Here is a 23,294-nt window from a genome sequence, read left to right as displayed (position 1 = left end):
GCTTAGCTGGGGTCGTAAGAGAGTACCGGCGACAGCCAGCGCTCCATCTCTTCCAGCGGCATCCGCTTACGCTCGGCAAGCACTTCTACTTGGTCGCGGGTGATTTTGCCGGTAGAAAAGTACTTGGATTGTGGGTGCGAAAAGTACCAGCCTGACACGGCCGCCGCCGGCCACATGGCGAAGTTTTCAGTCAGTGCAAGGCCTGTATTTTCCGAAGCGTTAAGCAGGCGGAATAGCGTTGCCTTTTCGGTATGGTCAGGGCAGGCCGGATAGCCAGGCGCTGGCCGAATGCCTTGGTACTTCTCCGCAATCAGCGCTTCGTTATCCAGCGTTTCCTCGGGCACATAGCCCCAGAACTCTTTACGCACCCGCTCGTGCATCCGCTCGGCAAAGGCTTCTGCCAGACGGTCGGTAAGCGCTTGCACCATAATGGCGTTGTAGTCATCTCCGGCCGCTTCATAGGCTTTGGATAGCTCATCGACTCCATGGCCAGTGGTGACCGCGAAGCCGCCAATCCAGTCCGCTTTGCCGCTCTCTTTAGGAGCAATAAAGTCGGCTAGGCTGTAGCAGATACCATCTCGACCTTTAGTGGTTTGCTGGCGAATATGGTGTAAGCGCTCGACTACCTCGGTGCGGCTTTCATCGGCGTAGACTTCGATGACATCGTCATCCACGCTGTTAGCGGGCCATAAACCAATCACGCCGCGCGCTTGCACGCGCTTTTCGTCAATCAGTTTGCGTAGCATCACTTGGGCGTCGGCAAATAGGTTCTGTGCGGCTTCACCTACTACTTCGTCATTGAGGATTTTTGGATACTTCCCGGCGAGCTGCCAGCTCATAAAGAAAGGCGTCCAGTCGATGCGTTCTACCAGCTCTTCAAGGTCATAATCGTCAAACGTCATCAGGCCAAGTGTGTTCGGCTTCGTCGGCGTGTGGCTATTCCAGTCGGTACGAAAGCGCCGTTTACGTGCCTGGGTGTAGTCCAGGTCAGCGGCTTTCGGGCGGCGCTTGGCGTTCCGCTCACGAACTTTTTCGTACTCTTCGCGGATTTCCGCCACGTAGGCGGATTTCAAATTGGGCGCCAGCAGCTTACCGGCCACACCCACGGCCCGAGAGGCGTCGGTGACATAAATCACCGGATGTTCGTACTGCGGTTCGATTTTCACCGCCGTATGTGCTTTTGAGGTAGTGGCACCGCCAATCAGCAGCGGCAGGTTCATACCGCGGCGCTGCATCTCTTTGGCTACGTGTACCATCTCATCCAGCGACGGGGTGATCAGCCCGGAAAGGCCGATGATGTCGGCCTTGTGGTCAATGGCGGCCTGAAGGATTTTTTCGGTGGGCACCATCACGCCAAGGTCAATCACTTCGTAGTTATTACACTGCAGCACGACACCGACGATATTTTTACCGATGTCGTGTACATCACCCTTGACGGTAGCCATGACGATTTTGCCTTTGGCCTGGGTGTCTTCGCTCTTTTCCGCTTCGATATAGGGAATCAGGTAAGCGACAGCCTGCTTCATAACACGAGCCGACTTGACCACCTGGGGCAAAAACATTTTGCCAGCGCCAAACAGGTCACCCACCACGTTCATGCCGTCCATCAGCGGGCCTTCGATCACCTCGATGGGGCGGGCTGCCTGGGCACGTGCTTCTTCCGTATCCTCTTCGATGTAGGCGGTGATGCCTTTGACCAGTGCGTGCTCAATCCGCTTGTTAACCGGCCAGCTGCGCCACTCCAGATCCTCCTTCTTGGCGGCACCGCTGCCATCGCCTTTATACTTGTCGGCAATATCGAGCAGGCGCTCGGTGCCATCGCTGCGGCGGTTGAGCACGACATCTTCTACCGCTTCACGCAGCTCGGTGGGCAGGTCGTCATAGACCGCGAGTTGGCCCGCATTGACGATACCCATGGTGAGTCCGGCACGAATGGCGTGGTAGAGGAACACCGAATGGATCGCTTCGCGGACAGGGTTGTTACCCCGGAACGAGAACGACACGTTGGAAACACCGCCGGAGATCATGGCATGGGGCAGGTGCTCACGAATCCACTGGGTGGCTTCGATAAAATCGACGGCGTAGTTGTTGTGCTCTTCGATACCCGTGGCGATGGCAAAAATGTTCGGGTCGAAGATGATATCTTCTGGCGGGAAGCCAATTTCATCCACTAACAGCCGGTAAGCGCGCTCGCAGATTTCGGTTTTGCGGGCAAAGGTATCGGCCTGGCCCTCTTCGTCAAAGGCCATAACGACAATGGCGGCACCGAAGCGACGGCATTTGGTGGCCTGCTCGCGGAAGGCGGCTTCACCCTCTTTCAGAGAGATAGAGTTAACAACGGCCTTGCCCTGGACACACTTTAAACCTGCTTCAATGATGTCCCACTTCGAGGAGTCGATCATGATCGGCACTCGGGCAATGTCCGGCTCGCCCGCAATCAAGTTCAGGAAGCGCACCATGGCTTCCTTCGACTCCAACATACCCTCATCCATGTTGATGTCGATAATTTGCGCGCCATTCTCAACCTGCTCTAGGGCCACTTCCAGCGCCGTGGTGAAATCTTCTTCGACGATCAAACGCTTAAAACGTGCTGAGCCGGTGACGTTGGTACGCTCGCCAACGTTCACAAACAGCGAGTCGGCCTCGATGTTGTAGGGCTCAAGACCGGAGAGGCGGCAAGCCTTGCTGCGCTCGGGCACTTGGCGGGGCGTCATGGGGCGCACCGCGTCGGCAATGGCACGGATGTGTTCGGGCGTTGACCCGCAGCAGCCGCCGATAATGTTGACCAAGCCGCTCTGGGCAAACTCACTGACAATCGCCGCCATCTCTTCTGGCGTTTGGTCGTACTCACCAAACTCATTCGGTAAGCCCGCGTTGGGGTGGGCGGAGACAAACGTATCGGCTTTGGTGGAGAGCTCTTCCAAATAGGGGCGAAGCTCTTCGGCACCCAACGCGCAGTTGAGGCCGACGGAAAGCGGCTGGGCGTGACGCACGGAGTTCCAGAAGGCTTCCGTAGTTTGCCCAGAAAGGGTGCGCCCCGAGGCATCAGTAATCGTGCCGGAGATCATGACCGGCAGGCGGCGGCCAAGGTCGTCAAATAACTCTTCGAGTGCATAAATAGCGGCTTTGGCATTAAGCGTATCGAAGATGGTTTCGATCATGATCAGATCGGCCCCGCCCTTGATAAGCGCGCTGGCTGCCTCGTAATAGTTGTCGCGTAGCTCATCAAAGGTGACGTTACGCTTTGCAGGGTCGTTCACATCAGGAGAGAGCGATGCCGTGCGCGATGTCGGGCCTAGTACGCCAGCCACATAGCGGGGAGTACCGGTCTCGGCGGCAACCGCATCGCATACTTCCCGTGCCAATCGCGCTGACTCACGATTTAACTCGGGCACCAGGCCTTCCATACCGTAATCAGCCTGGGATAACCGGGTACTATTAAACGTATTCGTTTCCAGGATATCAGCGCCTGCTTCCAGGTAATCACGGTGTATCCGGGCGACGACATCAGGGCAGGTGAGCGCCAGCAGGTCGTTATTGCCTTTTAAGTCCGACGGCCAGTCGCGGAAGCGTTCGCCGCGAAAATCATCCTCGCTGAGCTGGGCATTCTGCAGCATGGTGCCCATTCCGCCATCCAGAATCAGAATACGTTGGGCAAGGCATTGGGTGAGGGAAGCAGTCAAATCACTAGCGGCCATGGCAGGGGAAAATCTCCAGCGTCTCAGTCGGAAAGGATATTTTTATCGTCGTCATCATTAGTTGAGCGGCAGCTATCATACCAAAGGGCACACCATAGGGCAGCAAGCGTGGGCGTGAAGTTATTGCAGCATCTCCATTAGACGCGCTCATAGACCACAAGCAATAGCCGACTAAAACACTCAGGATTGTGTCGGCACGCGGTTTTGCTTACCATAGTGGCAAATGACATGTGAAGTGGCCGTGCCACTACCACGGGAGGATAACATCCCTTATGACCACGACTATCGAAGCTCCTGGTATTGATATTACCGACAGCGCTCAAACCTACCTCGCTGAGCTGCTGGAAAAGCAGAACGTAGAGGGAATTGCCGTTCGTATCTTCATTACCCAACCCGGCACGCCCTATGCAGAAACCTGCCTAGCTTACTGCCGCCCAGGGGAGGAAGAGCCGACTGACGTTAAGCTGGAGCTTGAGAAAATCAATGTATTTCTCGATAAAAACAGCTTGGCATTTTTAGAAGAAGCAGTCGTTGATTTCAACGCCGACCGCATGGGTGGGCAGCTGACGATTAAAGCACCCAACGCCAAAATGCCTAAGGTGAACGCGGACAGCCCCTTGGAAGACCGCATCAACTACACGCTCTACAGCGAGATCAACCCTGGGCTGGCGGCTCATGGCGGCGAGATTAAGCTTGTTGAGCTTACTGAGGACAAAGTAGCCATCCTCGCCTTCGGTGGCGGTTGCCAAGGGTGTGCAGCGGTGGATCTCACCCTCAAGGATGGCGTTGAGAAAACCTTGATGGAGCGTATTCCCGAGCTGGCAGGCATTCGTGACGTAACCGACCACACTGATACAACGAACGCCTACTACCGCTAACGCTATAACCTACTACCGCTATAAACTGCTCTCTAAGCGACTTCTCTTCCCTTAAAAGCCCGGCAAGCACTGCTGGGCTTTTTTATTGACTCTCCCCCTCTTCGTCCTCTTTTTTCTCTGCTTGGTACAAGGTATTAGGCAACTCCGCTAGCTGTGCTTGCAGCGACGCCATGCGTTGCCATAGCTGCTGCTGCCAGTGCTCGCTATCCCTTGCTTGCTGCTGCTGTGTTTCCAGGGAGCGATGTGCTTTGGTAAGCGCTTCCTGCAGCTCCCCGTGCTGGGTGTGAAGTTCGGCGTTTTGGCGCTCAAGCTCTGCAATACGCTGCTGCTGAGCGGTGGTGTCTTGCTGGTAGCGGTGAACCGCCTCGCTCTTTTGCTGCAACTCTTTAGTGAGTGTTTCAGCGCGCTGTTCCCATTGTTGCAGCCGTTTTTGCAGGGCTTTCTCTTCCTGGGCGCGCTCCTGCCGTAGCGTGTCCAGCAGTGCCATTAGCTTGCCTTCGGCTGCTTCATTGCGCTGCTCCTCCTGAGCTAAGCGTTGCTCCCAGGCCTTCTGCTGCGCCTGTTGCTGCTCGGCAAAGCGCTCTTGTGCTGCGTGCAACGCCTGCTCCGCTTGGGTGAGTTGCTCGCGGTACCGGTTGGCCTCTCGGGTTGCGCTTTCTGCTTTCTGCTGCCAGTGGCGCTCGCTGGTTTGGCTCTCTGCCAACTCGCGGTTAAGCGCCTCCAGGCGCTGTTCTGTATGGCGGAGGTGCTCTGCTAGGGCGCTTTCACGCTGCTCTGCGTTAGCTGCCTGCTGCAGTGCTTCAGCGGCTTCTTGCTGGGCGCTCTCTACCTGGCGATTGGCGTCCTCTCGATAGTGTACTAGCGCCTGGTTGGCGGCTTCCTGGGCTTCCCGCCACAGCTCGCTTGCCACATTGACGACGACCTCTGGCACGCCTTTTGGGGGAGGCACATCTCGATTCTGCTCCCGCTCCGTTCGCCATAGGCGGAAATGTTCGCTGATGGTGGTAAAGCTGCCCGTACCCAACACCTCACGGATACGCTGCACGCTGGGCGTATCCCCACGCGCAAGCAGTGTATCGATTGCTTGTTGAACGTCACTGTACTGAATCCCGCTGCGCGCCATGTCCGCCATCCTTACCTAATAAAGAGCGCCATTTTCGGCTGAATCAATGATAAATACAATAATTACGTAATACATAAAACGTAATATTATTTATTTACAACACCATAAATTCAAGATTACGCCCATTATCTTGAATTTTATAAGCTGTAGCGCCACACTTAGCTTATTGAATAATTTGATGATAAGAAGGGCGCTGTTATCTGTTATGCCAAATGAAATAGAAGGTCGCTTTGCTCAGCTCGTAGATAACGAGCTGGAAATGGCTGTTACGCGCGATAAAAGCGGCTGGTCAGCTGTACAGAAAGGAATGGCAAGCCATGAACAGCGCATTACCGCGGACAATGACCATCAAGCCGTGATGATGTGGTTGGCAGAGTATCGGGATAGCCCGCAAACCCTGAAAAGTTACCGCAGGGAGGCGGAGCGTCTGTTGCTGTGGCTTGCTAGCCACGACCTCAAGCTGCACGACATGAACCGTGAAGCCTTACGCCAATACGAAGCCTTTTTGGCAGATCCGCAGCCGCAGGCTGTATGGGTGGGGCCTTCAAAACCTAGAAAACACCCTGAATGGCGCCCGTTTAGACGTGGGCTATCTCCAGCTAGCCGACGCCAAAGCCTGGTTATTCTGCAGGGGCTATTTAGCTGGCTAGTGGAAGCCGGCTGGGTAGGGCACAACCCCTTTGTACTCATGCGCGACAAAGCGCGGCGGCTTAATAACCAGTCGCAGACCATAGAGCGCTATTTGGAGCAAGAGCTTTGGGGGTGGCTTTGGCAGTGGCTGAACCAGCCTATCGAGGGTGATGATGCGCGCTCAGCCTACGAAAGTGCCCGGCGACACTTTATTTTTAGCTTTGCTTACTTGCTGGCACCACGTATTAGCGAGATGGCCAACGCCCAAATGGAAGACTTCCACGTGCTGGAGGGGCGCTGGTGGTGGAGCGTGGTAGGTAAGGGCAGCAAGCAGGCACGCATTCCGGTGCCCGACGATATGCTGGAATGCCTTCAAGCATGGCGAAGCGTGCTCGGTTTGGAGGCGTTACCCCGTTACAACGAGCCAACCCCGGTCATTCGTGCGTTAGATAAACGCCGAGGCATTAGCGATAACCAGCTCTATCGGTTGATTAAAGAAACCTTTGCCAAAGCTGCCAATGCGCTAGAGGAGGAGGGCGGTAAGCCTGCCTATGTGGAGGCGCTGCGGAGAGCTACCCCCCACTGGTTGAGGCATACGGCAATTACCCATCAGGCGCAATCCGGCGTTAGCTTGCGATATTTGGCGGAGAGTGCCCGCCATGCAAAACTGGATACGACAACCCGCTACCTACACACCGAAGCGAATGAGTGGCACCTGGAACAGCAGCGTCACCGTTTGAAAACGCCCCCAAAAGCAGAGCCTGAAACGTTATAATGGCCGCGAATGTGACCCATCAACCCAAAGGATATGCCATGGCAACTTCAGGCGCAGAGCTAGCCCAACAAGAGCTGGTCGAAGAGTTTGACATGTTTGATAACTGGATGGACCGCTATCAATACATTATCGATATGGGAAAACAGCTGCCTGATTTTCCGGAAGAGCAGCGAACTGACGAGTTTAAAATCCAGGGCTGCCAATCCAACGTATGGATGTGCCATGAAGAGGCTGGGGGCAAGCTGGTGTTCAAGGCCACCTCGGATGCGGCCATTGTGTCGGGCCTGATTGCCGTACTGCTGCGTATTTACAGTGAACGTACGCCGGAAGAAATAACCCAAACCGAGCCGCACTTCCTAAAAGACCTGGGGTTGGATAAGCACCTGTCTCCCACCCGCAGCAATGGTCTCCATGCGATGCTAGAGCGCATTTATCAGGTAGCCAAGCAGGCGTAATTAAACAGGCGTAACGGTTAGCTATTGCGGGAGGTGTGGCAACAACTGTCGGAAGCGTGGCCACTGTCTTCATCATCATCTTCACGGCATAACTGTTCGCTTCTGCCACCTGGCACCGGGTCCATGCCGCCTGGGCTTCCTGGGTGGCATTTAACGATGCGCCGGGCAGCTAGCCATCCGCCTTTTACGGGGCCATGTACCTGGATAGCCTCAATCGTATAAGCCGAGCAGCTGGGCCAAAAGCGGCAGCGGGGGCCTAGCAGCGGGCTGATAGTATATTGGTAGACGCGTATACAGCCCACCATCACCACCGTGATCAGCTTGCGCCCCCCTTGCTTAATCGCCATCAGCCACGTTTTCACGACGTTCTCTTACCGTACAACGCTGCAGGGTCGATTAGCGGCTCACTGGTAATCGCTGCGCTCTCACTGCTCAGTGACAGATAAAAGCAGCTGCGCCGACCGGTATGGCAAGCGGGCCCGGTTTGCTCTACCTGGAGTAACAGCGTGTCGCCATCGCAATCCAGCGCCGCACTTTTCAAGCGCTGCTGCTGGCCGGACGTCTCGCCTTTACGCCATAACGCCTGGCGTGAGCGGGAGTAATAGCATACTCGCTGTGTCGTTAACGTCTCTTCCAAGGCCACGCGGTTCATCCACGCCATCATCAGCACTTCACCGGTATCGTGCTGCTGGGCAATGGCGGGAATCAAGCCATCGTCGTTGAAGCGTACCGCGTCGAGCAGGGTGGTGAGCTGGGGTAGGGTGTCTCCTGGTCTCGCCGTTTCCAGTGCTTTAAATAGCTCCTGGGGAGCCAGCTGGTCAAAGTGTGACATTAGGCATTACTCGTTGTTTGACATGCTTGGCATAGGCCTTGAAGCTCGATGGTTTGGCGCTCAACGTTGAAGCCTTGGCGCTGTGCCAGGGCAGCCAGTTGGTCGCTGATTTCATCAAGGTGTAGCTCTTCAACATAACCGCAGTGGCGGCAGATGAGCAGCTGGAAACCGTGGGTATGCTCAGGGCAGGCGCAGGCGACATAGGCATTTTGTGATTCGATGCGATGCACCAAGCCTTGCTCGATGAGAAACTCCAACGCGCGGTAGACGGTGGGCGGACGGGCCGCCGCATGTTCCGTGGAAAGCTGGTCTAACAGGTCATACGCTTTAAGGCCGCCGCCGTTTTCAGCAATCAGTTCCAATACCCGGCGGCGTATCGGTGTGAATCGTACACCGCGCGTATGACACTGGGACTCCGCTTGTTGCAATAGCGTATTCGCTTCACTCATTGGATAACTCGTTGAAGGTCTAGCACGTAAGTCTACGCCGTTGCTGAAGGTGTGTCAGGATTCTCGGCCAGTTCGCTCTTGCGGGCAAAGTGGTGCTGGGCAAACGCAACGCGCTTTGCCACCGGTACGTTATCGGGTTGACGCTCAATTAAATCCAGCCGTCGGCGCAGCCCTTCACCGTTGGTCATTTGAATGGCGAGGCCTGGCCGTGCGTTCAGCTCCAGCAGCATCGGGCCATGCTTGCGGTCCAGCACCATGTCTGTGCCGAGATAACCGAGCCCGGTCATCTCGTAACAGCCAGCCGCCAAGTGAAGCAGCGTTTCCCACTGGGGCACCACTAGGCTTGCCAGGTCATGCCCTGTATCCGGGTGACTGTAGCAGGGGCGGTCAAACTGTACGCCACGCAGCGCAGCGCCGGTGGCAATATTCAAACCAACACCCACGGCGCCCTGGTGCAAGTTGGCCTTACCGTCAGACGCCGCGGTGGAGAGGCGCATCATGGCCATCACCGGATAGCCCTTGAAGACAATCACGCGAATGTCGGGCACACCCTCATAAGTGTACTCAAGCAGACTCTCGTCGAAGTTGATCAGCGTTTCAATAACCGCAACGTCAGGCGCCCCGCCCAGGGAGTAGAGCCCCGAGAGCAGGTTGGAAACGTGCCGCTCAATATCGTCGATGGTCAGGCTAGCTCCGCTGGGCTTGTAGAAAAGGCCGTTCTCCACCTTTTCTATGACCAAGATACCTTTCCCGCCGCTACCTTTGGCCGGCTTAATGACAAATCCTGCATGACCGGCCAGCATCTCACCAATATGCTTAACGCCGAACTGGGTGGTAACGGTGCCGATGAGTTCAGGCGTGGTGATACCATACTGCTGTGCCAACAGCTTGGTTTTCAGCTTGTCATCCACCAGCGGGTATAACCGACGGGCGTTATAACGACCGATATAACGGATGTTCCGCCGATTCATGCCAATGATGCCTTTATCCCGGAGGCGGGTGGGCCATGTCCAATTTTTTAGCCAGCTCATGAAGGCTTCTCATCTTCGGTAATGGGTTTGAAACGGCGAAGTTCCAGCAGGCGATAGCCTGTGTAATTACCCAGCAACAGAATAAAGGCCATCAAGATGAGCTGTACGCCCAGGAAATTAAAGGTAATGTGGCGGACCCATGGATTATTCATGGCGAGGAAGGCCAGCACCGCGGTGAGCAAGCTGCCGCCGCCTTGAATCAATACCTGTTTTGGGCCTTCCTCTTCCCAGAGGATCGACATCCGCTCAATGGTCCAAGCCAAAATAATCATCGGGAAGAAGGTAACCGTTAAACCGGCGCTCAAGCCCATGCGGTAAGCCAGCACGGTAAAGATAGAGATAATGGCAATCACCGTAATAATGACCGCCGATACCCTCGCCACCAGTAATAGATTTAGGTACGAAAGGTAGTTTCGGATAATCAAACCGACAGCCACAATCAGCAGAAAGCCGATCAGTCCAGTGAGTAGGGTGGTTTGAATAAACGCCAAGGCAATCAGCACCGGCATAAAGGTACCGGAGGTTTTTACCCCGACGATCACGCGCAGGAAGACCACCACCAAGGCGCCAATCGGAATCAGCAGAATCGTCTGGAATAGCGCTTGCTCTTCTAGCGGTAGGCTGTGAATCGAGAAGTTAAGCAGCGTGTCATCCGAGTAATGATTGCGAACCGCCGCTGAGGCAGGCTGATAGTGAGTCAGCATCGAGAAGGTAACACGCGAGTTGGTTCCTCCTTCAACTTCCAGCACCGCACGTCCGCTGGTCTCCCAGAGCAGCAGGTTTTCAGGCTGCCCCTGTTCACCTGTAGCAGGATTAAACAGTGTCCATGATTCAGCGGTTTGGTCGAATACTTGAATCCAGCTGCTGAGCGTTTGTCGACGGCGACCATCTTCTAACAACAGACCGCTAACTTCCCTGGCTTGTACGCCAGCTTGGTTGAGTAGCCGAACAATTAGCGCGGAAGGCTGCATCTGAGTGAGCAGCAGCCGCGCATTTTCACCTTGGCGCTCGCCATTAATATCTAAGATCAGCTCACGCGCAAAAGTTGCATTATTAGCACTACGTGCCCAGGCGCGCTCGATCAGCTGATTGGCAGCGGTGTCATAAGGGCTTTCCCATGGTGTTACCGCTGGGATGGCGGGAGGTGTCTGTACAGGGGCGCGGGCATCTGGAGATACCAGCATCTGGACTGAGTAATATAGCTGCTGGCTGCCCTCTGCCTCGCGGATGGTCCACTGCGCCTGACGACCAAGCTCATCTGCTTGGTAAGCCAGCCCATAACCCGAAGAGGCGGTGTTTTCCGTTAATACTCGGTAGCCTGCCTGATGAGACGGGAGTGCCAAATCTACTTGTACAGGGCCATTTTGTGCATTGAAGTTGATAACGGCTTCAATTTCCCACACTTGGCGTTGCTCACCTGGAACCCAGGGGATCTCAAACTGAAGATGTCGATGCACGCTGGCGGCAATACCAACCAGCAGTAGCAAGCCGACGATAAAATAAAATGGCAACCGTGACATAGTGATTCCTTTCAGCGTAAAGCGGCAGGGGAGTGATATTACTCTTCGGTATCGTCTTGATCGGCCGCTTCATCATCAGCCGCCTGGTCAGAGGGTGCTCCCCCTGGAAACTCGGGACGCTCATGCAGGTAAGTTTCTGCAACGTCGATGGTCGCAATATCCATCATGAATCGCCGGCCGAGCAGTACCGGATAATCTAAGTGAGTACGGTTGTTAAGAGTAAACTCGACGTTTTCCCGAATAGGCCCCAGTGTCATTAGCAGTGAAATAACCGGGCGTGACTCTTCACCGGACGCCTGAACGATTTTAACGCGGCGCTCGATTGGAGCTTCAATCCACTTGTCGCGAACCTGTTCTACGACCACATCATCCTCATTGAGTGCCAACTTGAAGCGCACCCAGTCCTCACCATCGCGCTCAAAGCGAGTGATTTCAGTTGCAGATAAAGAAGAAGTGTTGGCGCCTGAGTCAACGCGAGCTTTCAGATAAGTGCCGATGCTGGGCAAGCCAACCCACTCACTGCGGCCCAGCAGGGTTTTGTTATCCTGGGAAGCTTCTGCCACCGGGCACTCTTCGCGGATGATAATAGGCTCTTCATCGCGTGCCTCAAGACTTGCTACTTCCTGGCGTAAATGACGCAGCAGGCTGCCAACTTCGCGGATATCTGCCGTTAGGACTTGCTGCTGGTCTAGCTGTTGCTCATTGATCGCGGCAGATGCTTGGCACTGCTGGCTCAAGGCTGTTTCGAGCTCAAGAATGCGGGTATTGAATGACGCCTCGCTTAGTGGTGGTGGCTCATTTGATTGTGGCTGTGTAACTGCGCAGCCTGCAAGCGACATCGACAAACCGGCCATTAGCCATAAAACACCTGAGCGCATAACGAAAGACATCCTTGGGTGATGAGAGCACGAATGATAAGGAGAAGGGAGTCCGCTTGTCCAACATGGCAACATTTTTTCACAGATCCATATCTTTAATTTAACATAATATATATTATGCGAACCAAGATAGGCTGCTGCGGGCTTGAATAAAGTCTACTGCCTATCGCCATTTTCTCCTACAATGGCTATACACAAAGAACAGTATGTAGGAATTTAATAATGACCAATTTACGCCAACGACTTTTGGCCTTCTCACTTGTTTCCTCCCTCTTCTTAATCACAGGCTGCGCCAACGTTAATGTTGAGGAGTATGCCAACACCACGCCTAAGCTAGATATCGCTGAGTACTTTACCGGCCAAACCCGCGCCTGGGGGATGGTTCAAGACTACTCTGGTGAAGTGCAGCGCCGCTTTACGGTTGATATTACAGGCACATTTGAGGGCGATACACTGACGCTAGATGAAGCCTTTGTATTTGCCGATGGTGAAACCGATCAGCGCGTCTGGGAATTTGAGCGTGTTGACGAACATCACTGGATTGGTACTGCCAACGATGTCGATGGCCAAGTGGATGCCCGCCAATATGGCCATGCTTTTCATATGCGCTACCCACTTGATATTGAGGTTGGCGGTCGCACGCTGAGCTTCACTATGGATGACTGGATGTACCTGCAGCCTGATGGGCGGCTGATTAACCGCACAGCCATGCGTAAGTTTGGCCTTACTCTGGGTGAGATCACATTGGTGTTTGAACAGGTGGAGCGCTAAAAGTTGCGTATAGCGTTACACACCATGCAGGCAATCAAAAAGCACATGCTTAAAGAGAAGCAGCCTAGCACTTTCGGCTAGGCTGCTTTGTCATTACGGCGGTTAGGCTAAGCTAATGGCTGTGGAGCTTACTCATCTGCCGGCGCGTAGGAGCCATCTTCCCGATGTACTTCATTGCCGGTAATCGGTGGCGTGAATACACAGGCTAAGTGCATGGTTTTATGGGCACGCAGCAAATGCTCGTCATGCTGATCCAGGATGTAGATATCGCCTGGCTTGATCGGCCAGATTTTACCATCCGCCAGCGTCTCTACCTCGCCTTCCCCTTCAATGCAGTAGACAGACTCATAGTGGTGCTTGTAGTGGATATGCGTTTCAGTGCCTTCAAAGATGCGCGTGATATGGAACGAGAAATTCCCACCATCGCTAGCTAACACTAGGCGTGTGCTATCCCAGTTACCATTTTCAGCAGTGACAAGGCGGTCTGTTTGACGAGCTTCTTCAAGATTGCGAACGATCATAAACGTGCTCCGTTGTGTGGTAGCCAGCAGTGTGGTAGTTAGCACCCTGGCTACCTGTTCCTATAAGGGACGTAGTAGCGTGTGATGGTTTAGCCTAACGCTAAACTAGCCTTTTATAACAGCCTTAACGGATGCTTCAAGAATATCTAGTGCTTCCAGTAAGTCAGCATCGGTAATCGTCAGCGGACAGAGGCATTTCACAACTTCACCATCTTGACCACTGGTTTCGATAATCAAACCGTGCTCAAAGGCCGTACTGGTGATTTTATCGGCAATGTCGCCGGTTACGACGTCGATCCCACGCATCAGGCCGCGACCACGCTCGGTGGCGGGCATACCATTATCGCTTAGAAGCTTCGCCAGTTTTTGGAAACGCTCTTCGACAATGCGTGCCTTGCGCTGTATATCACGCTCGAAGGTATCGTTTGACCAGTACTTCTTCATCGCTGCTGTGGCGGTCACCATGGCTAAGTTAAAGCCACGGAAAGTACCGTTGTACTGGCCGGGCTTCCACTTATCTAGCTCGGGGCGCATCAGTACATGGGCAAACGGCAGACCAAAGCCCGATAACGACTTAGAGTTAGTGACAATATCCGGTGTAATACCAGCATGTTCAAAGCTGAAGAACTTACCGGTACGGCCACAGCCTGCCTGGATGTCATCCACAATCAGAAGGATGTCATGGGCGCGGCAAATGCCTTCCAGGCGCTTGAGCCATTCCAGGCCTGCTACGTTGATACCGCCCTCACCTTGCACGGTTTCAACAATCACGCCCGCCGGAATATCCAAGCCGCCCGACTTGTCGTTTAGCAGTTTTTCAAAGTAGTCCAGCGTGTCAGCGTGCTCACCCATGTAGCCATCAAAGGGTAAAAAGCTCGCGCCTTGGGTTGGAATACCGCCGGTTGCTTCACGGAATTTACGGTTACCGGTTGTTGCCAGTGCTCCCATGGTGACGCCATGGAAGCCGTTGGTGAAGGTCACAATATTATGGCGACCTTTAGCAACACGGGCCAAACGGATGGCCGCTTCCACTGCGTTAGTGCCGGTTGGGCCGGGCAAATGGACCTTATAATCAAGGCCGCGCGGCTTCAAAATGACATTTTCCAGCGTTTCCAGGTAGTCGCGCTTTGCGCTTGTCCACATATCTAGGCCATGAACGACGCCATCTGAAGAGAGATAATCAATCATTGCCTCTTTAAGATGCGGGTTGTTATGGCCGTAGTTCAGCGTGCCTGCACCGGCTAGAAAATCGATGTATTCGCGGCCGTTTTCATCTGTCAGCCGTGCATTCTTTGCTTTGGTAAAGACAACGGGAAATGAACGTGAATAGGTACGAACATTGGATTCCATGCGTTCTAGCGTTTGGGTCTGCATTAGTAGCGACCTCCTTATCTCTAGTGTGTAAGCCAGGCAAATGAACTGATGGCTGGGGCAACACAAGCGGGAAAACAGTCTGGTTTGATCGGGTGTTAAATATGATCCGTCTGAAACGGCCCAATACGTACCAAGTTTTCCGGATCGTGCTCTCCTCCAAGCTGCTCAGTAGAGAAATATTCGCGACTGTTAAGCGGCGCTTGCCAGCGTGCGGCGAGCCGACGAAACAGGCCCCATGAGGCTTGGTTATCAGGGGTAATCGTCGTTTCTAGATGATGCACATCATCGAGTTCGGGGCGAGACATAATCGCTTCCACCAAGCGGCGTGCAAGCCCGGTTCCCCTGGCCTTTTCCCCGACAGCTACTTGCCAGAGGAAATAGGTATCTGGTGCATTATCTTTAACATAACCTGACACAAACCCGACGACTTCACCCTCTTCATTCGTTGCTACTGCACAGGTGTCACGAAACTGTGTGGCAAGCAATAAATAAGCGTAAGCCGAGTTAACGTCTAATGGTGGGCAGGCTTTTATTAGCTCGTAAATGCCCCATCCATCGTCAGCATTCGGCTTGCGAATGAACAAGGGCATCTCTGCATGACCCACCACGGCATCAGCAACAGTAGGGCGGGCCAGCTCGGCGGAAGGTGTAAAAGGCTTAATAGGCGTACTCATGGTTATGCTTCGCTGTAGCGAATTCGTTGTTCATTATAACAGCTGATTATGAGCAATTCAAAAACCATATTATTCATCCTCGCATTTTCTATAATTTTTGGTTATCAATAGGACTTTAGGCACCCTGAATGCTGGCTTTCGCGCATTGCACAAGATGAGTTTAGATCAGAGTTCTGCAAGCGCGAGACAAAAAAAAGGCGAGCCGTAGTTCGGCTCGCCAGTAAGAGGGATGGGTGATGTTAATAGCGTAGGTGTTAGTAGTGTAGGTGTTAATAGCGTGCAGGAGTTCGCATAGTGACAAACTCCTCGGCACCGGTGGGGTGAATCCCGATGGTTCGGTCAAAATCCTCTTTCGTCAGTCCGGCTCTTACGGCGATAGCAATCCCTTGAATCAGCTCCCCTGCCTCTTCCCCTACCATATGGGCGCCCACTACCACGTCGCTGGCGTCATCTACGACCAGCTTCATCAGCGTGCGCTCTTGGCTACCCGATAGGGTGTGCTTCATGGCCCTAAAATCAGTGCGGTAGATACGTACTTTGGCAAACTTCTCTCTCGCCGCCTCTTCGGATAACCCTACCGTGCCGATATTGGGATGGCAGAAAACTGCAGTGGGAATTGTGTCGTAATCCAAGGGCCGAGGCGTTTTTTTATGGAAGTGTATGTCCACAAGCTGCATCGCTTCTGCAAGCGCAACGGGCGTTAACTCCGGGCCGGCGGTCAGATCGCCAAGCGCTAAAATGGACGGCACTTCGCTTTCGTAGCGTTCATTAACGGGCAGCTTGCCGTCGCTATTGAGCTCAACGCCTAAGGCCTCTAGGCCGAGACCGCCGATGTTGGCTTTTCGCCCAGTGGCAGCAAGGACAACATCTACTTCCAGCACTTCTCCATTGGTTAGCTCAACCTGCAGTGCACCATCTTGACGCTCGATACGCGCAATATTGGCGGAAAAATGTAGGTTTACCCCCTTCTTGGCCATTTCATCACGGGTGAACTCTCGAACTTCCTGATCGAAGCCTTTTATAAACAGATCGCCGCGGTAGATGAGGTGGGTTTCGCTCCCTAAGCCATTAAAAATACTGGCAAATTCAACGGCAATATAACCACCTCCTAGTACTAGAAAGCGCTTTGGAAAGGTGTCCAGGTCGAATATTTGATTTGAGGTTAAGGCGTGCTCGCTGCCTGGAAATTCTGGGACCCATGGCCACCCCCCTGTTGCCAGCAAGATCTTTTCAGCGCTAACGCTCATATCACCTTCAGGATTGGTTAATACGACCGTATGCGCATCCGCCACGCGAGCGCGGGCGTTAAACAGCGTTACTCCAGCGCCTTCTAACATACGCTGGTAAATTCCGTTAAGGCGCTTAATTTCGCTGGTTTTATTGTCTCTCAGAGTTGCCCAATCGAATGTGGCCGGCGATGCTAGCTGCCAACCGAACCCTGCAGCATCATCAAAACTATCGTGAAAGTGCGCAGCGTAGGAGTACAGCTTTTTGGGAACACAACCCACATTGACGCATGTACCGCCAAGATAGCGCTCTTCAGCGACGGCAACACGGGCACCGCTCGCTGCCGCCATGCGTGCGGCACGTACCCCGCCGGAACCCGCGCCAATGACAAATAAATCATAGTCGTATGCAGCATCCGCTGGCATGGTTATCTCCTATCCACTGCCTAGACTTACCGGTTTGAGCGGTAAGCGCTAAGATTGACCTTAAATGCGAGGGAGGTTACAACACCCTGCTCTCTTGACTAAAACGCCACTGCACAACGCTAGGCCTGCACCCAACCGCTGAACAACGGTTCCCACGGAGATTCGATGTCTGACCAAATTGCTACGCTACTGGATAATAACCGCGCCTGGGCTGAACGGATGTGCGAAGAAGATCCTGACTATTTCAAGCGCCTCTCCAGTCAGCAAAATCCCGACTACTTATGGATCGGGTGTTCGGATAGCCGTGTTCCAGCTAACCAGATTATTGCTTTACCGCCGGGTGAAGTCTTTGTCCACCGCAACGTCGCCAACCTGCTTCACCATACCGATATGAATGCTCTATCGGTTGTTCAGTATGCGGTGGACGTGCTTAAAGTGAGCCACATCATGGTAGTTGGCCACTACGGTTGCGGCGGAATTAAAGCGGCTGTTACCGGTGGCGAGTGTGGCGTTGTTGATTACTGGCTACACTCAGTCCGGGAGCAGTACAACCGGCATCGTGATTCCCTGGAACACCTGCCCATGGATCAACAGATCGACCGCATGTGCGAGCTGAACGTTAAAGCCCAGGTTAATAGCCTATGCCGCACTAAAATTCTTCAACGCGCCTGGCAGCGTGGCCAATCCATTTCCGTGCATGGCTGGGTTTACGGGCTAAGTGATGGCCGCGTCAAGGACTTAAACTGTACCATCAGTGGCCTGGAGCAGGTTGCAACCCTTTATCGTATTGATCGCGTGCAGCCAGGCGACTGATTCAGCGCTTCGCCTACCCTAATCGTAGCGGTAGGCGCGGTGGCAGCTGCGGCAGCTTAAACCGACTTCCGAAAAAGCCCGTGTGGCTGCCCGGTAATCTTCCTGTTCTGCCGCTTCCACGAGCGTGGCTACTTTTTGCTCCAGGTCAGTAAAGCCCGCTGCAAACTCATCCCACTCCTCCCAAATATCGGGCTTCGCGTCCGAGCCAGGCCCATGGGTGCCAGCAATAAAAGCAGGTAGTAAGTTGGCTTGAGTGGCACGTTCCTGTAACTCTGCCAAGCGCGGTGCAGCCCCCTGGGCATCCTGGTTATTGACTAGATCGAAGCGCAGCTGGCGCAGCAAGCGTTCTAAATCTTTTAACTCATCCTGCCGCCAGATAACCGCTTCCCGTTCGCTGCTAAAAGGCGTCTGTTCAACGGATTCAGGCATGGCCGGGGGAGTCTGCTCGGCATAAGCCGCCGTACTCAACACGCCTGTGAAAAGCGCCGCGCCAACCATACCGTTTAGCCACTGCCGTGTTAAATGATGAAGCATTTTGATTTACCCTTCTGGGATGAAACTGCTATCCACGTTAGCCAATGGGGCACGTTACGCCAGTACCTTTTAGGCCACAGTAACCACCTGGATTTTTATCCAAATATTGTTGGTGGTACGCCTCAGCATAATAGAACACATCCAGCGGCTTAATTTCGGTCGTAATTGGCCCTTTGCCCGCATTTTGCAGGGCGGTTTGAAATGTTTCAGCACTCCTCTTGGCGGCCGCTAACTGTGCATCCGTCGTGGTATAAATGGCTGAACGGTATTGGCTGCCAATATCGTTACCCTGGCGGTTACCTTGGGTGGGGTCGTGCTGCTCCCAGAATATCTGTAGCAGTGCTTCAAAACTTATCTGCTTCGGGTCATAAATCACCCTGACCACTTCGGTGTGCCCTGTAAGGCCAGTGCAGGTCTCTTTATAGGTTGGATTAGGGGTCGTGCCCCCCGCATAACCCGCTGCGGTCACATAAACCCCTGGTTGCTGCCAAAATAGGCGCTCTACTCCCCAGAAACACCCCATCCCCAGAACAATTTCTTCATAGCCTTCGGGAAACGGCGGGTGGATAGAGTGGCCGGTAATGGTATGAAGGTCGCTGGTCTCAATGGGTGTATCGCGCCCTTCTGGTGCTTGCTGTTTCGTCAATAGCGTCATAACACCCTCTTTTATTGCTGCGGATAAATGTAAGGATCGCCTGGGCGTGTAAATGTGTAAATCAGGTCAACGGCTTGGTTTGCACCAGACACCGCCTGTAAATACAGGTTCCGCCACAGGGTATAGCGTAAGGTGAGCTCGGCAATTGGGGAGAAAATACCCACGCCATAGCTAATGCGCAGATCATCGGTTAGCTGCCCGCTCACAGCCACTTGGCTGTCATCGCCGGCACCGGTGGTATCAAGGGTCAAATCATTGATACCAAAAGCTTCTCCAATAGAGCCAACAGCACCGCCGGTGCGGCCCAGGGACATACCAATGAGCGCAGTGGTGAGTGCATTGTCTACGCCTCCTCCTGATGCATCCGGCGCACGCCCGCGCAGTAGATAGGATAGCGCACGGGTTTCATCCATCGCAGGCTCTGAAAAGATCATCACATTGGGCTGTTCGGCGTTACCTGTCACGCGTAACCCAGCAATGACTTCGTCTTCGGTGACGTCTGGATTACGGATCGCCTCGAAATCAAGCACCGGTAGCCCAGGAGGGCCACTAAAGAGCAGCTGCCCACGCCGGATCAATAGATCCTGCCCGAACGCCTTGAAGCGGCCATTCACGAGATTGACATCACCAAATAGCTGAAGCGCTCCGCTATCCTGGCGGATCTCCAGGCTACCGCCTAGCCCCGACTCCAAGCCATAGGCAGAAATCTGCATATCCCGACCCAGATTCAGGGTTATCAGGACATCCAAGGCCATGCCGGTTTCCGCCAGTTCATCTGCGGCGCTGGGATCATTGCCTGCTTCTGCGGCCTCACGGGCTTTACGTTCAGCCTCACGGTCGTCGCGCTCGGTAATAATAATTTCATCCGGGCTTGGGGTGACTGCCGACGCGGGAAGGTCACCCACTTCTAGGCGAGCCCAGGGAAGGTCCACGTTGCCCCGTACCTGTAGGCGCTCTGGAGTGATACGGATTCGGATATCCGGCGCCGCTTCCAGGCGGCCAAACTGCGGTAACACAACCAATAGTGGTTCCTGGGAGGCGTTTAAATCGACGCCTATTCGCCATGCTGCATCGCCAGGCCAATAGGCATTACCGCTAATGGAAAGCCGCCCACGCTCTGCAGCAAGAAAGCCGTCTATATCGCCCTCTTCGCCATCAAAAGCGACCGCTAGCTCGCCGTCGACAATCGTGACGGGGATATCAGGCCCACTCACACGCAGGCTGCGCAATGCTAGCTCGCCTTGTAGGTCAGGCTGGCGAGTCGTACCGCTAATTTGCACGCTCCCATTCAGGTCGCCTTCCAGCTCATCCATACCAACGATCATCGGGCGATAAGGCGAAAGTGTCACACTGTCCGCCTGTAGCTGGCCTTCCAGCGTGCCCTGCCCCAAGGGGTCGCTGACTGCCAGGTTGAGCGTCAGCTCACCTGCTTCCGACAGGGAGAGCGTCACGTCCGACTGGGCCTGCGACTGGTTAGCCTCGATTTGCGCGTCCAAGGTAACGGCAGGAAGCTTCACAGGTTGCCCATAATCATTGACCGCCGTGATAGCTAACTCGCTAAGCACCTGGAGCGTAGCTTGCCATTGTGCGCCGCCTTGACGCCAGTTGGCGACCATATCCGCCGTTGTAGCGCCTTCAAAGCTCCATCCTTCAGGCAGGAAAGGTTCTAGCATCTCCATGGGAACTTCGCGGACGCTTAGAACAGCTCGCCCTTGATCCGCCGATGCAGTAATAGGCTCTTCAGAGCATACTAGGCCACCTTGCAGCCGGCGCAGGCAGAACGGTGTTAGGCGCGCCTGGCCAGTGGCTAGGTGGTAGGTGATATCCAGCGGTGCCTCCAGGCGAATGTCTCCCGCGTCTGAGTCAACTTCCAGCGGGGTTAACCTCGCCTGATATTGCTGAGCCTGCCGATTAAAGCGCCCGTACAGGGCCAAGTTAGCTTGGCTTAGCACGTTACTGGCCTCACCCGTGGCACTGAGTTGCAAAGCGTGCTCAGAAAGCCGCCCTGTGAGATCAAGCGCGACCGATGCTAGCGCTTGCCCGCCAGCGTTCACGCCTTGTAAATCCAGTTCGAGGTCAAGAGCGGGATCATCAAGGCCTTCCACCGCGCCCGATAGAGAAAGCGCGGCCAGTCTATTTTCAGCGAAGCGCAAACTGCGGCCATTCAACTCCATCACCACTTCGGGCTGCGAGAAACTGCCTTGGGCTTGAATATCGCCGGTTAACGTCCCTGCGAGATCGGGGTGTAAGCTTTGGAGCTGGTTCAGCGCAATATTGGCCTCTAATGACATCGCTTCTTGGCTGAGTTGCCCTGATGCCGTTAGCCGGTTGTCGTCCTGGGTAAAGAGCAGCTCTTCAATATCCACTTCTAGATGGCTGTTCGCTTCAAGTGCGGCTTGGAGCGTGAGCGGGTACTCTTGTAGCTGCCCCTGGATATCCAGCTCTGGCAGGCTAATGTCCCAGCGTTCGCCGCGCTGGCGCACGCTGGCGACTATATCGCCACTTAGATTGCCAGCCAGCTGCGGAACAAACAGCGATGGATCTAGATTATCCAAGCGCACATTGGTATCGACCTCAATCGCCTCTGCCCAGCTTACCCGGCCCTCGCTACTCAGCGCACTATCATTAATCGTGAGGGTGAGAGGAGACCAATGGAAAGAAGTTAAATCGCCCTCTCCACCCAAACGGATGTCGGTAGCAGGTATTTGCGGGCCTGCGGCATTTGTTTCAAGCGCTACCCGGTAAGCTTCCAGGCTGCCGTCGAGGTTAAGGCTGAAGTTTTCAAGTACATAGCTTCCTGTGCCGGTAGTGGCGTCGGGTGTCTCCGATGTTGCTTGGCTGTCATCATTCAGTGGCCACTGTAAACGTTCACTTTCCAAACGCGCTTTGAACGGAAGCGTCGGCGCTAGCGCATCGATATGTGCCGACAACGACGCGTTGACGGGGCCGGTTGCGTCTAGGCTCGCGGTGAGATCTGCCAGGCTACCAGAAAGATTTAGTGCCACCTGCTCACCGCTAAGCGCGGGGAACAACTCGGGTAACCATAGCTCTGCACGAAGCGCAGCATCCAGTGGGTAGTCGCCGCTCAAGGTGACATTAGCAGACAAGGTGGCGTCGGCATCGGGTGTAGCAAGCTCCACAGTACTTAGCGTGATGTCGCTGCCCTCGGCCTGAGCCTCTACAAGCAACCGTTCAACCTGATACTCGACCGCGCCGCTGATTGTTGCGTTAGTTGCTAGCAGCGATGCTAGCTCTACATTAATTGGCAGCTGAATCTCGGGAAGCATAAGCCGTTCCCGCTCGCTCAGGGCGATAGCCTCCTCGCCGGCAGCGGGTTCCACTGGTTGAGCTAGCTGAAGAGCACCATCAATACCTGCGGCGTTTAGCGGTGTCTCTATCTCTTGCGTTAACAGCACGCCGGGAGATGGCGGTAAGTAGAGAGACAGCTCTTCCAGTGTGGTGGGAGCGATAGTGACTTGCTGCGGCTCGGCGGTTATGGAAGTAGCAAATGCTTCCCAGGCCACTTGTGTACCGTCAGCCAGCGTCAGCTGCACATTATTGAGAGCGATATCGCGCAGCTCAATCGGAAACGGCAGATAAATGTTTAACGGGCCGCTGCTCTCCTGTGGCGGCTCCTCGGTTGCCGAGCTTTCCGCTAAGCGAATACCTGCACCTTCCACGCGTAGCGTGTCTAGGCACAGCTTGCCGGATAGCAAACAGTGATCTGACCAGGCAAGCGCTAAATCCTCAATCGCAATGTGCGTGCCACCCAAGGCCATTTGAAAACCGTGCAGGCGAAAGCTATCCAGCAGCGCCCCTTCTTGCTGCTCATAGGTGAAGAAACCACGCTGTTCTCCCTGTGAAAACAGTAGCCCCGTTCCCCAGGGAGAAAGCACTACACCGGCAACCAGGGCAACGAACCCCAACAGCCATAACGGCAATACGATGATAAGGCGTAACAGGCTCCAGAACGCTAGCCAAGTACGGCGCTTAGGTGAGAGCATCTGACGGTTTTGGGGCGCTTTTGAGTC

At 54.4% G+C, this 23,294-nt stretch carries 20 protein-coding genes; 5 read left to right on the top strand and 15 right to left on the bottom strand.

From position 1 onward, the window contains the following. Positions 1–2 precede the first annotated feature (2 nt). Positions 3–3,698, bottom strand: a complete 3,696-nt coding sequence (metH, locus tag LG300_RS07550; protein WP_404377773.1) for a methionine synthase — start codon at positions 3,696–3,698, stop codon at positions 3–5. Between the two features lie 272 nt (positions 3,699–3,970). Between metH and nfuA the strand changes: the two genes are divergently transcribed. Next, the gene (nfuA, locus tag LG300_RS07545) at positions 3,971–4,576 is read left to right on the top strand and encodes a Fe-S biogenesis protein NfuA (RefSeq protein ID WP_404377772.1); all 606 of its coding nucleotides are present in this window, start codon (positions 3,971–3,973) and stop codon (positions 4,574–4,576) included. An 82-nt stretch (positions 4,577–4,658) separates the two neighbouring features. Here the strand turns inward: nfuA and LG300_RS07540 are convergent, their stop codons facing one another. Then, entirely contained in the window at positions 4,659–5,699 is a 1,041-nt protein-coding gene (locus LG300_RS07540; protein ID WP_404377771.1) for a DNA-binding protein, read from the bottom strand. 307 nt (positions 5,700–6,006) lie between these two features. Here LG300_RS07540 and LG300_RS07535 point away from each other — a divergent pair, with 307 nt between their 5' ends. Then, positions 6,007–7,104 (top strand): tyrosine-type recombinase/integrase, encoded by a 1,098-nt coding sequence (locus LG300_RS07535; RefSeq protein WP_404378009.1) that lies wholly within the window; start codon positions 6,007–6,009, stop codon positions 7,102–7,104. Positions 7,105–7,142: 38 nt separating this feature from the next. Then, positions 7,143–7,559: a SufE family protein gene (locus LG300_RS07530; RefSeq protein WP_404377770.1), complete on the top strand. Its 417-nt coding sequence runs from the start codon at positions 7,143–7,145 to the stop codon at positions 7,557–7,559. 17 nt (positions 7,560–7,576) lie between these two features. On the opposite strand, the gene yidD is transcribed toward LG300_RS07530, so the two are convergent. From yidD to LG300_RS07500, 6 genes are read right to left on the bottom strand one after another with little or no spacing between them, the layout of a single operon-like run. After that, positions 7,577–7,906: a membrane protein insertion efficiency factor YidD gene (yidD, locus tag LG300_RS07525; protein ID WP_404378008.1), complete on the bottom strand. Its 330-nt coding sequence runs from the start codon at positions 7,904–7,906 to the stop codon at positions 7,577–7,579. A gap of 11 nt (positions 7,907–7,917) precedes the next feature. After that, a complete protein-coding gene (gene hisI / locus LG300_RS07520) occupies positions 7,918–8,391 on the bottom strand; it encodes a phosphoribosyl-AMP cyclohydrolase (protein WP_404377769.1) in 474 nt (157 codons plus the stop codon). Next, positions 8,391–8,840: a transcriptional repressor gene (locus tag LG300_RS07515; protein WP_404377768.1), complete on the bottom strand. Its 450-nt coding sequence runs from the start codon at positions 8,838–8,840 to the stop codon at positions 8,391–8,393. Before LG300_RS07515 ends, hisI begins: the two co-directional genes overlap by 1 nt. A gap of 32 nt (positions 8,841–8,872) precedes the next feature. Continuing rightward, positions 8,873–9,871 (bottom strand): alpha-L-glutamate ligase-like protein, encoded by a 999-nt coding sequence (locus tag LG300_RS07510; protein ID WP_404377767.1) that lies wholly within the window; start codon positions 9,869–9,871, stop codon positions 8,873–8,875. Then, positions 9,868–11,391, bottom strand: a complete 1,524-nt coding sequence (locus LG300_RS07505) for an inactive transglutaminase family protein (RefSeq protein ID WP_404377766.1) — start codon at positions 11,389–11,391, stop codon at positions 9,868–9,870. The genes LG300_RS07510 and LG300_RS07505 overlap by 4 nt, the downstream gene beginning before the upstream one ends. 38 nt (positions 11,392–11,429) lie before the next feature. Then, positions 11,430–12,269: an ATP-dependent zinc protease gene (locus LG300_RS07500; protein ID WP_404377765.1), complete on the bottom strand. Its 840-nt coding sequence runs from the start codon at positions 12,267–12,269 to the stop codon at positions 11,430–11,432. 222 nt (positions 12,270–12,491) lie between these two features. Here LG300_RS07500 and LG300_RS07495 point away from each other — a divergent pair, with 222 nt between their 5' ends. Further along, on the top strand, positions 12,492–13,040 hold the full coding sequence (locus tag LG300_RS07495; RefSeq protein WP_404377764.1) for a DUF3833 domain-containing protein: 549 nt from the start codon (positions 12,492–12,494) through the stop codon (positions 13,038–13,040). Positions 13,041–13,168: 128 nt separating this feature from the next. On the opposite strand, the gene LG300_RS07490 is transcribed toward LG300_RS07495, so the two are convergent. The 4 genes from LG300_RS07490 to gorA all read right to left on the bottom strand — a co-directional run bounded on the left by LG300_RS07490 (position 13,169) and on the right by gorA (position 17,261). Beyond that, positions 13,169–13,561 (bottom strand): ectoine synthase, encoded by a 393-nt coding sequence (locus tag LG300_RS07490; RefSeq protein WP_404377763.1) that lies wholly within the window; start codon positions 13,559–13,561, stop codon positions 13,169–13,171. 105 nt (positions 13,562–13,666) lie between these two features. Next, the gene (ectB, locus tag LG300_RS07485) at positions 13,667–14,935 is read right to left on the bottom strand and encodes a diaminobutyrate--2-oxoglutarate transaminase (RefSeq protein ID WP_404377761.1); all 1,269 of its coding nucleotides are present in this window, start codon (positions 14,933–14,935) and stop codon (positions 13,667–13,669) included. A 95-nt stretch (positions 14,936–15,030) separates the two neighbouring features. Beyond that, positions 15,031–15,609 (bottom strand): diaminobutyrate acetyltransferase, encoded by a 579-nt coding sequence (gene ectA / locus LG300_RS07480; protein WP_062359677.1) that lies wholly within the window; start codon positions 15,607–15,609, stop codon positions 15,031–15,033. Positions 15,610–15,878: 269 nt separating this feature from the next. Next, entirely contained in the window at positions 15,879–17,261 is a 1,383-nt protein-coding gene (gorA, locus tag LG300_RS07475) for a glutathione-disulfide reductase (protein ID WP_404377759.1), read from the bottom strand. 165 nt (positions 17,262–17,426) lie between these two features. Here gorA and can point away from each other — a divergent pair, with 165 nt between their 5' ends. Further along, on the top strand, positions 17,427–18,074 hold the full coding sequence (gene can, locus LG300_RS07470) for a carbonate dehydratase (protein ID WP_404377758.1): 648 nt from the start codon (positions 17,427–17,429) through the stop codon (positions 18,072–18,074). 18 nt (positions 18,075–18,092) lie between these two features. Here the strand turns inward: can and LG300_RS07465 are convergent, their stop codons facing one another. The 3 genes from LG300_RS07465 to LG300_RS07455 are packed head-to-tail and all read right to left on the bottom strand — an operon-like array spanning position 18,093 to position 23,267. Continuing rightward, on the bottom strand, positions 18,093–18,608 hold the full coding sequence (locus LG300_RS07465; protein WP_404377757.1) for a c-type cytochrome: 516 nt from the start codon (positions 18,606–18,608) through the stop codon (positions 18,093–18,095). Between the two features lie 37 nt (positions 18,609–18,645). Continuing rightward, complete coding sequence (gene msrA / locus LG300_RS07460; RefSeq protein ID WP_404377756.1) at positions 18,646–19,263, bottom strand: peptide-methionine (S)-S-oxide reductase MsrA; 618 nt, start codon at positions 19,261–19,263, stop codon at positions 18,646–18,648. A gap of 11 nt (positions 19,264–19,274) precedes the next feature. After that, positions 19,275–23,267, bottom strand: coding sequence for a translocation/assembly module TamB domain-containing protein (locus LG300_RS07455; RefSeq protein WP_404378007.1), 3,993 nt, complete (start codon positions 23,265–23,267; stop codon positions 19,275–19,277). Positions 23,268–23,294 lie beyond the last annotated feature (27 nt).

This window comes from Vreelandella aquamarina, assembly GCF_044805175.1.
Lineage (GTDB): Bacteria > Pseudomonadota > Gammaproteobacteria > Pseudomonadales > Halomonadaceae > Vreelandella > Vreelandella aquamarina_B.
Note: the sequence above shows the minus strand (reverse complement) of the source record. Positions and strands in the feature narration are given on the sequence as shown.

Excerpts from the sequence above, each read along its gene's own strand:
- LG300_RS07530 (WP_404377770.1), top strand. The coding sequence starts at position 7,143 with ATGGCAACTTCAGGCGCAGAGCTAGCCCAACAAGAGCTGGTCGAAGAG.
- LG300_RS07505 (WP_404377766.1), bottom strand. The coding sequence starts at position 11,391 with ATGTCACGGTTGCCATTTTATTTTATCGTCGGCTTGCTACTGCTGGTT.
- msrA (WP_404377756.1), bottom strand. The coding sequence starts at position 19,263 with ATGACGCTATTGACGAAACAGCAAGCACCAGAAGGGCGCGATACACCC.
- LG300_RS07455 (WP_404378007.1), bottom strand. The coding sequence starts at position 23,267 with ATGCTCTCACCTAAGCGCCGTACTTGGCTAGCGTTCTGGAGCCTGTTA.
- can (WP_404377758.1), top strand. The coding sequence starts at position 17,427 with ATGTCTGACCAAATTGCTACGCTACTGGATAATAACCGCGCCTGGGCT.
- metH (WP_404377773.1), bottom strand. The coding sequence starts at position 3,698 with ATGGCCGCTAGTGATTTGACTGCTTCCCTCACCCAATGCCTTGCCCAA.
- ectA (WP_062359677.1), bottom strand. The coding sequence starts at position 15,609 with ATGAGTACGCCTATTAAGCCTTTTACACCTTCCGCCGAGCTGGCCCGC.
- yidD (WP_404378008.1), bottom strand. The coding sequence starts at position 7,906 with ATGGCGATTAAGCAAGGGGGGCGCAAGCTGATCACGGTGGTGATGGTG.
- gorA (WP_404377759.1), bottom strand. The coding sequence starts at position 17,261 with ATGCCAGCGGATGCTGCATACGACTATGATTTATTTGTCATTGGCGCG.
- LG300_RS07490 (WP_404377763.1), bottom strand. The coding sequence starts at position 13,561 with ATGATCGTTCGCAATCTTGAAGAAGCTCGTCAAACAGACCGCCTTGTC.
- LG300_RS07495 (WP_404377764.1), top strand. The coding sequence starts at position 12,492 with ATGACCAATTTACGCCAACGACTTTTGGCCTTCTCACTTGTTTCCTCC.
- LG300_RS07500 (WP_404377765.1), bottom strand. The coding sequence starts at position 12,269 with ATGCGCTCAGGTGTTTTATGGCTAATGGCCGGTTTGTCGATGTCGCTT.
- ectB (WP_404377761.1), bottom strand. The coding sequence starts at position 14,935 with ATGCAGACCCAAACGCTAGAACGCATGGAATCCAATGTTCGTACCTAT.
- LG300_RS07465 (WP_404377757.1), bottom strand. The coding sequence starts at position 18,608 with ATGCTTCATCATTTAACACGGCAGTGGCTAAACGGTATGGTTGGCGCG.
- hisI (WP_404377769.1), bottom strand. The coding sequence starts at position 8,391 with ATGTCACACTTTGACCAGCTGGCTCCCCAGGAGCTATTTAAAGCACTG.
- LG300_RS07515 (WP_404377768.1), bottom strand. The coding sequence starts at position 8,840 with ATGAGTGAAGCGAATACGCTATTGCAACAAGCGGAGTCCCAGTGTCAT.
- LG300_RS07510 (WP_404377767.1), bottom strand. The coding sequence starts at position 9,871 with ATGAGCTGGCTAAAAAATTGGACATGGCCCACCCGCCTCCGGGATAAA.
- nfuA (WP_404377772.1), top strand. The coding sequence starts at position 3,971 with ATGACCACGACTATCGAAGCTCCTGGTATTGATATTACCGACAGCGCT.
- LG300_RS07540 (WP_404377771.1), bottom strand. The coding sequence starts at position 5,699 with ATGGCGCGCAGCGGGATTCAGTACAGTGACGTTCAACAAGCAATCGAT.
- LG300_RS07535 (WP_404378009.1), top strand. The coding sequence starts at position 6,007 with ATGGCAAGCCATGAACAGCGCATTACCGCGGACAATGACCATCAAGCC.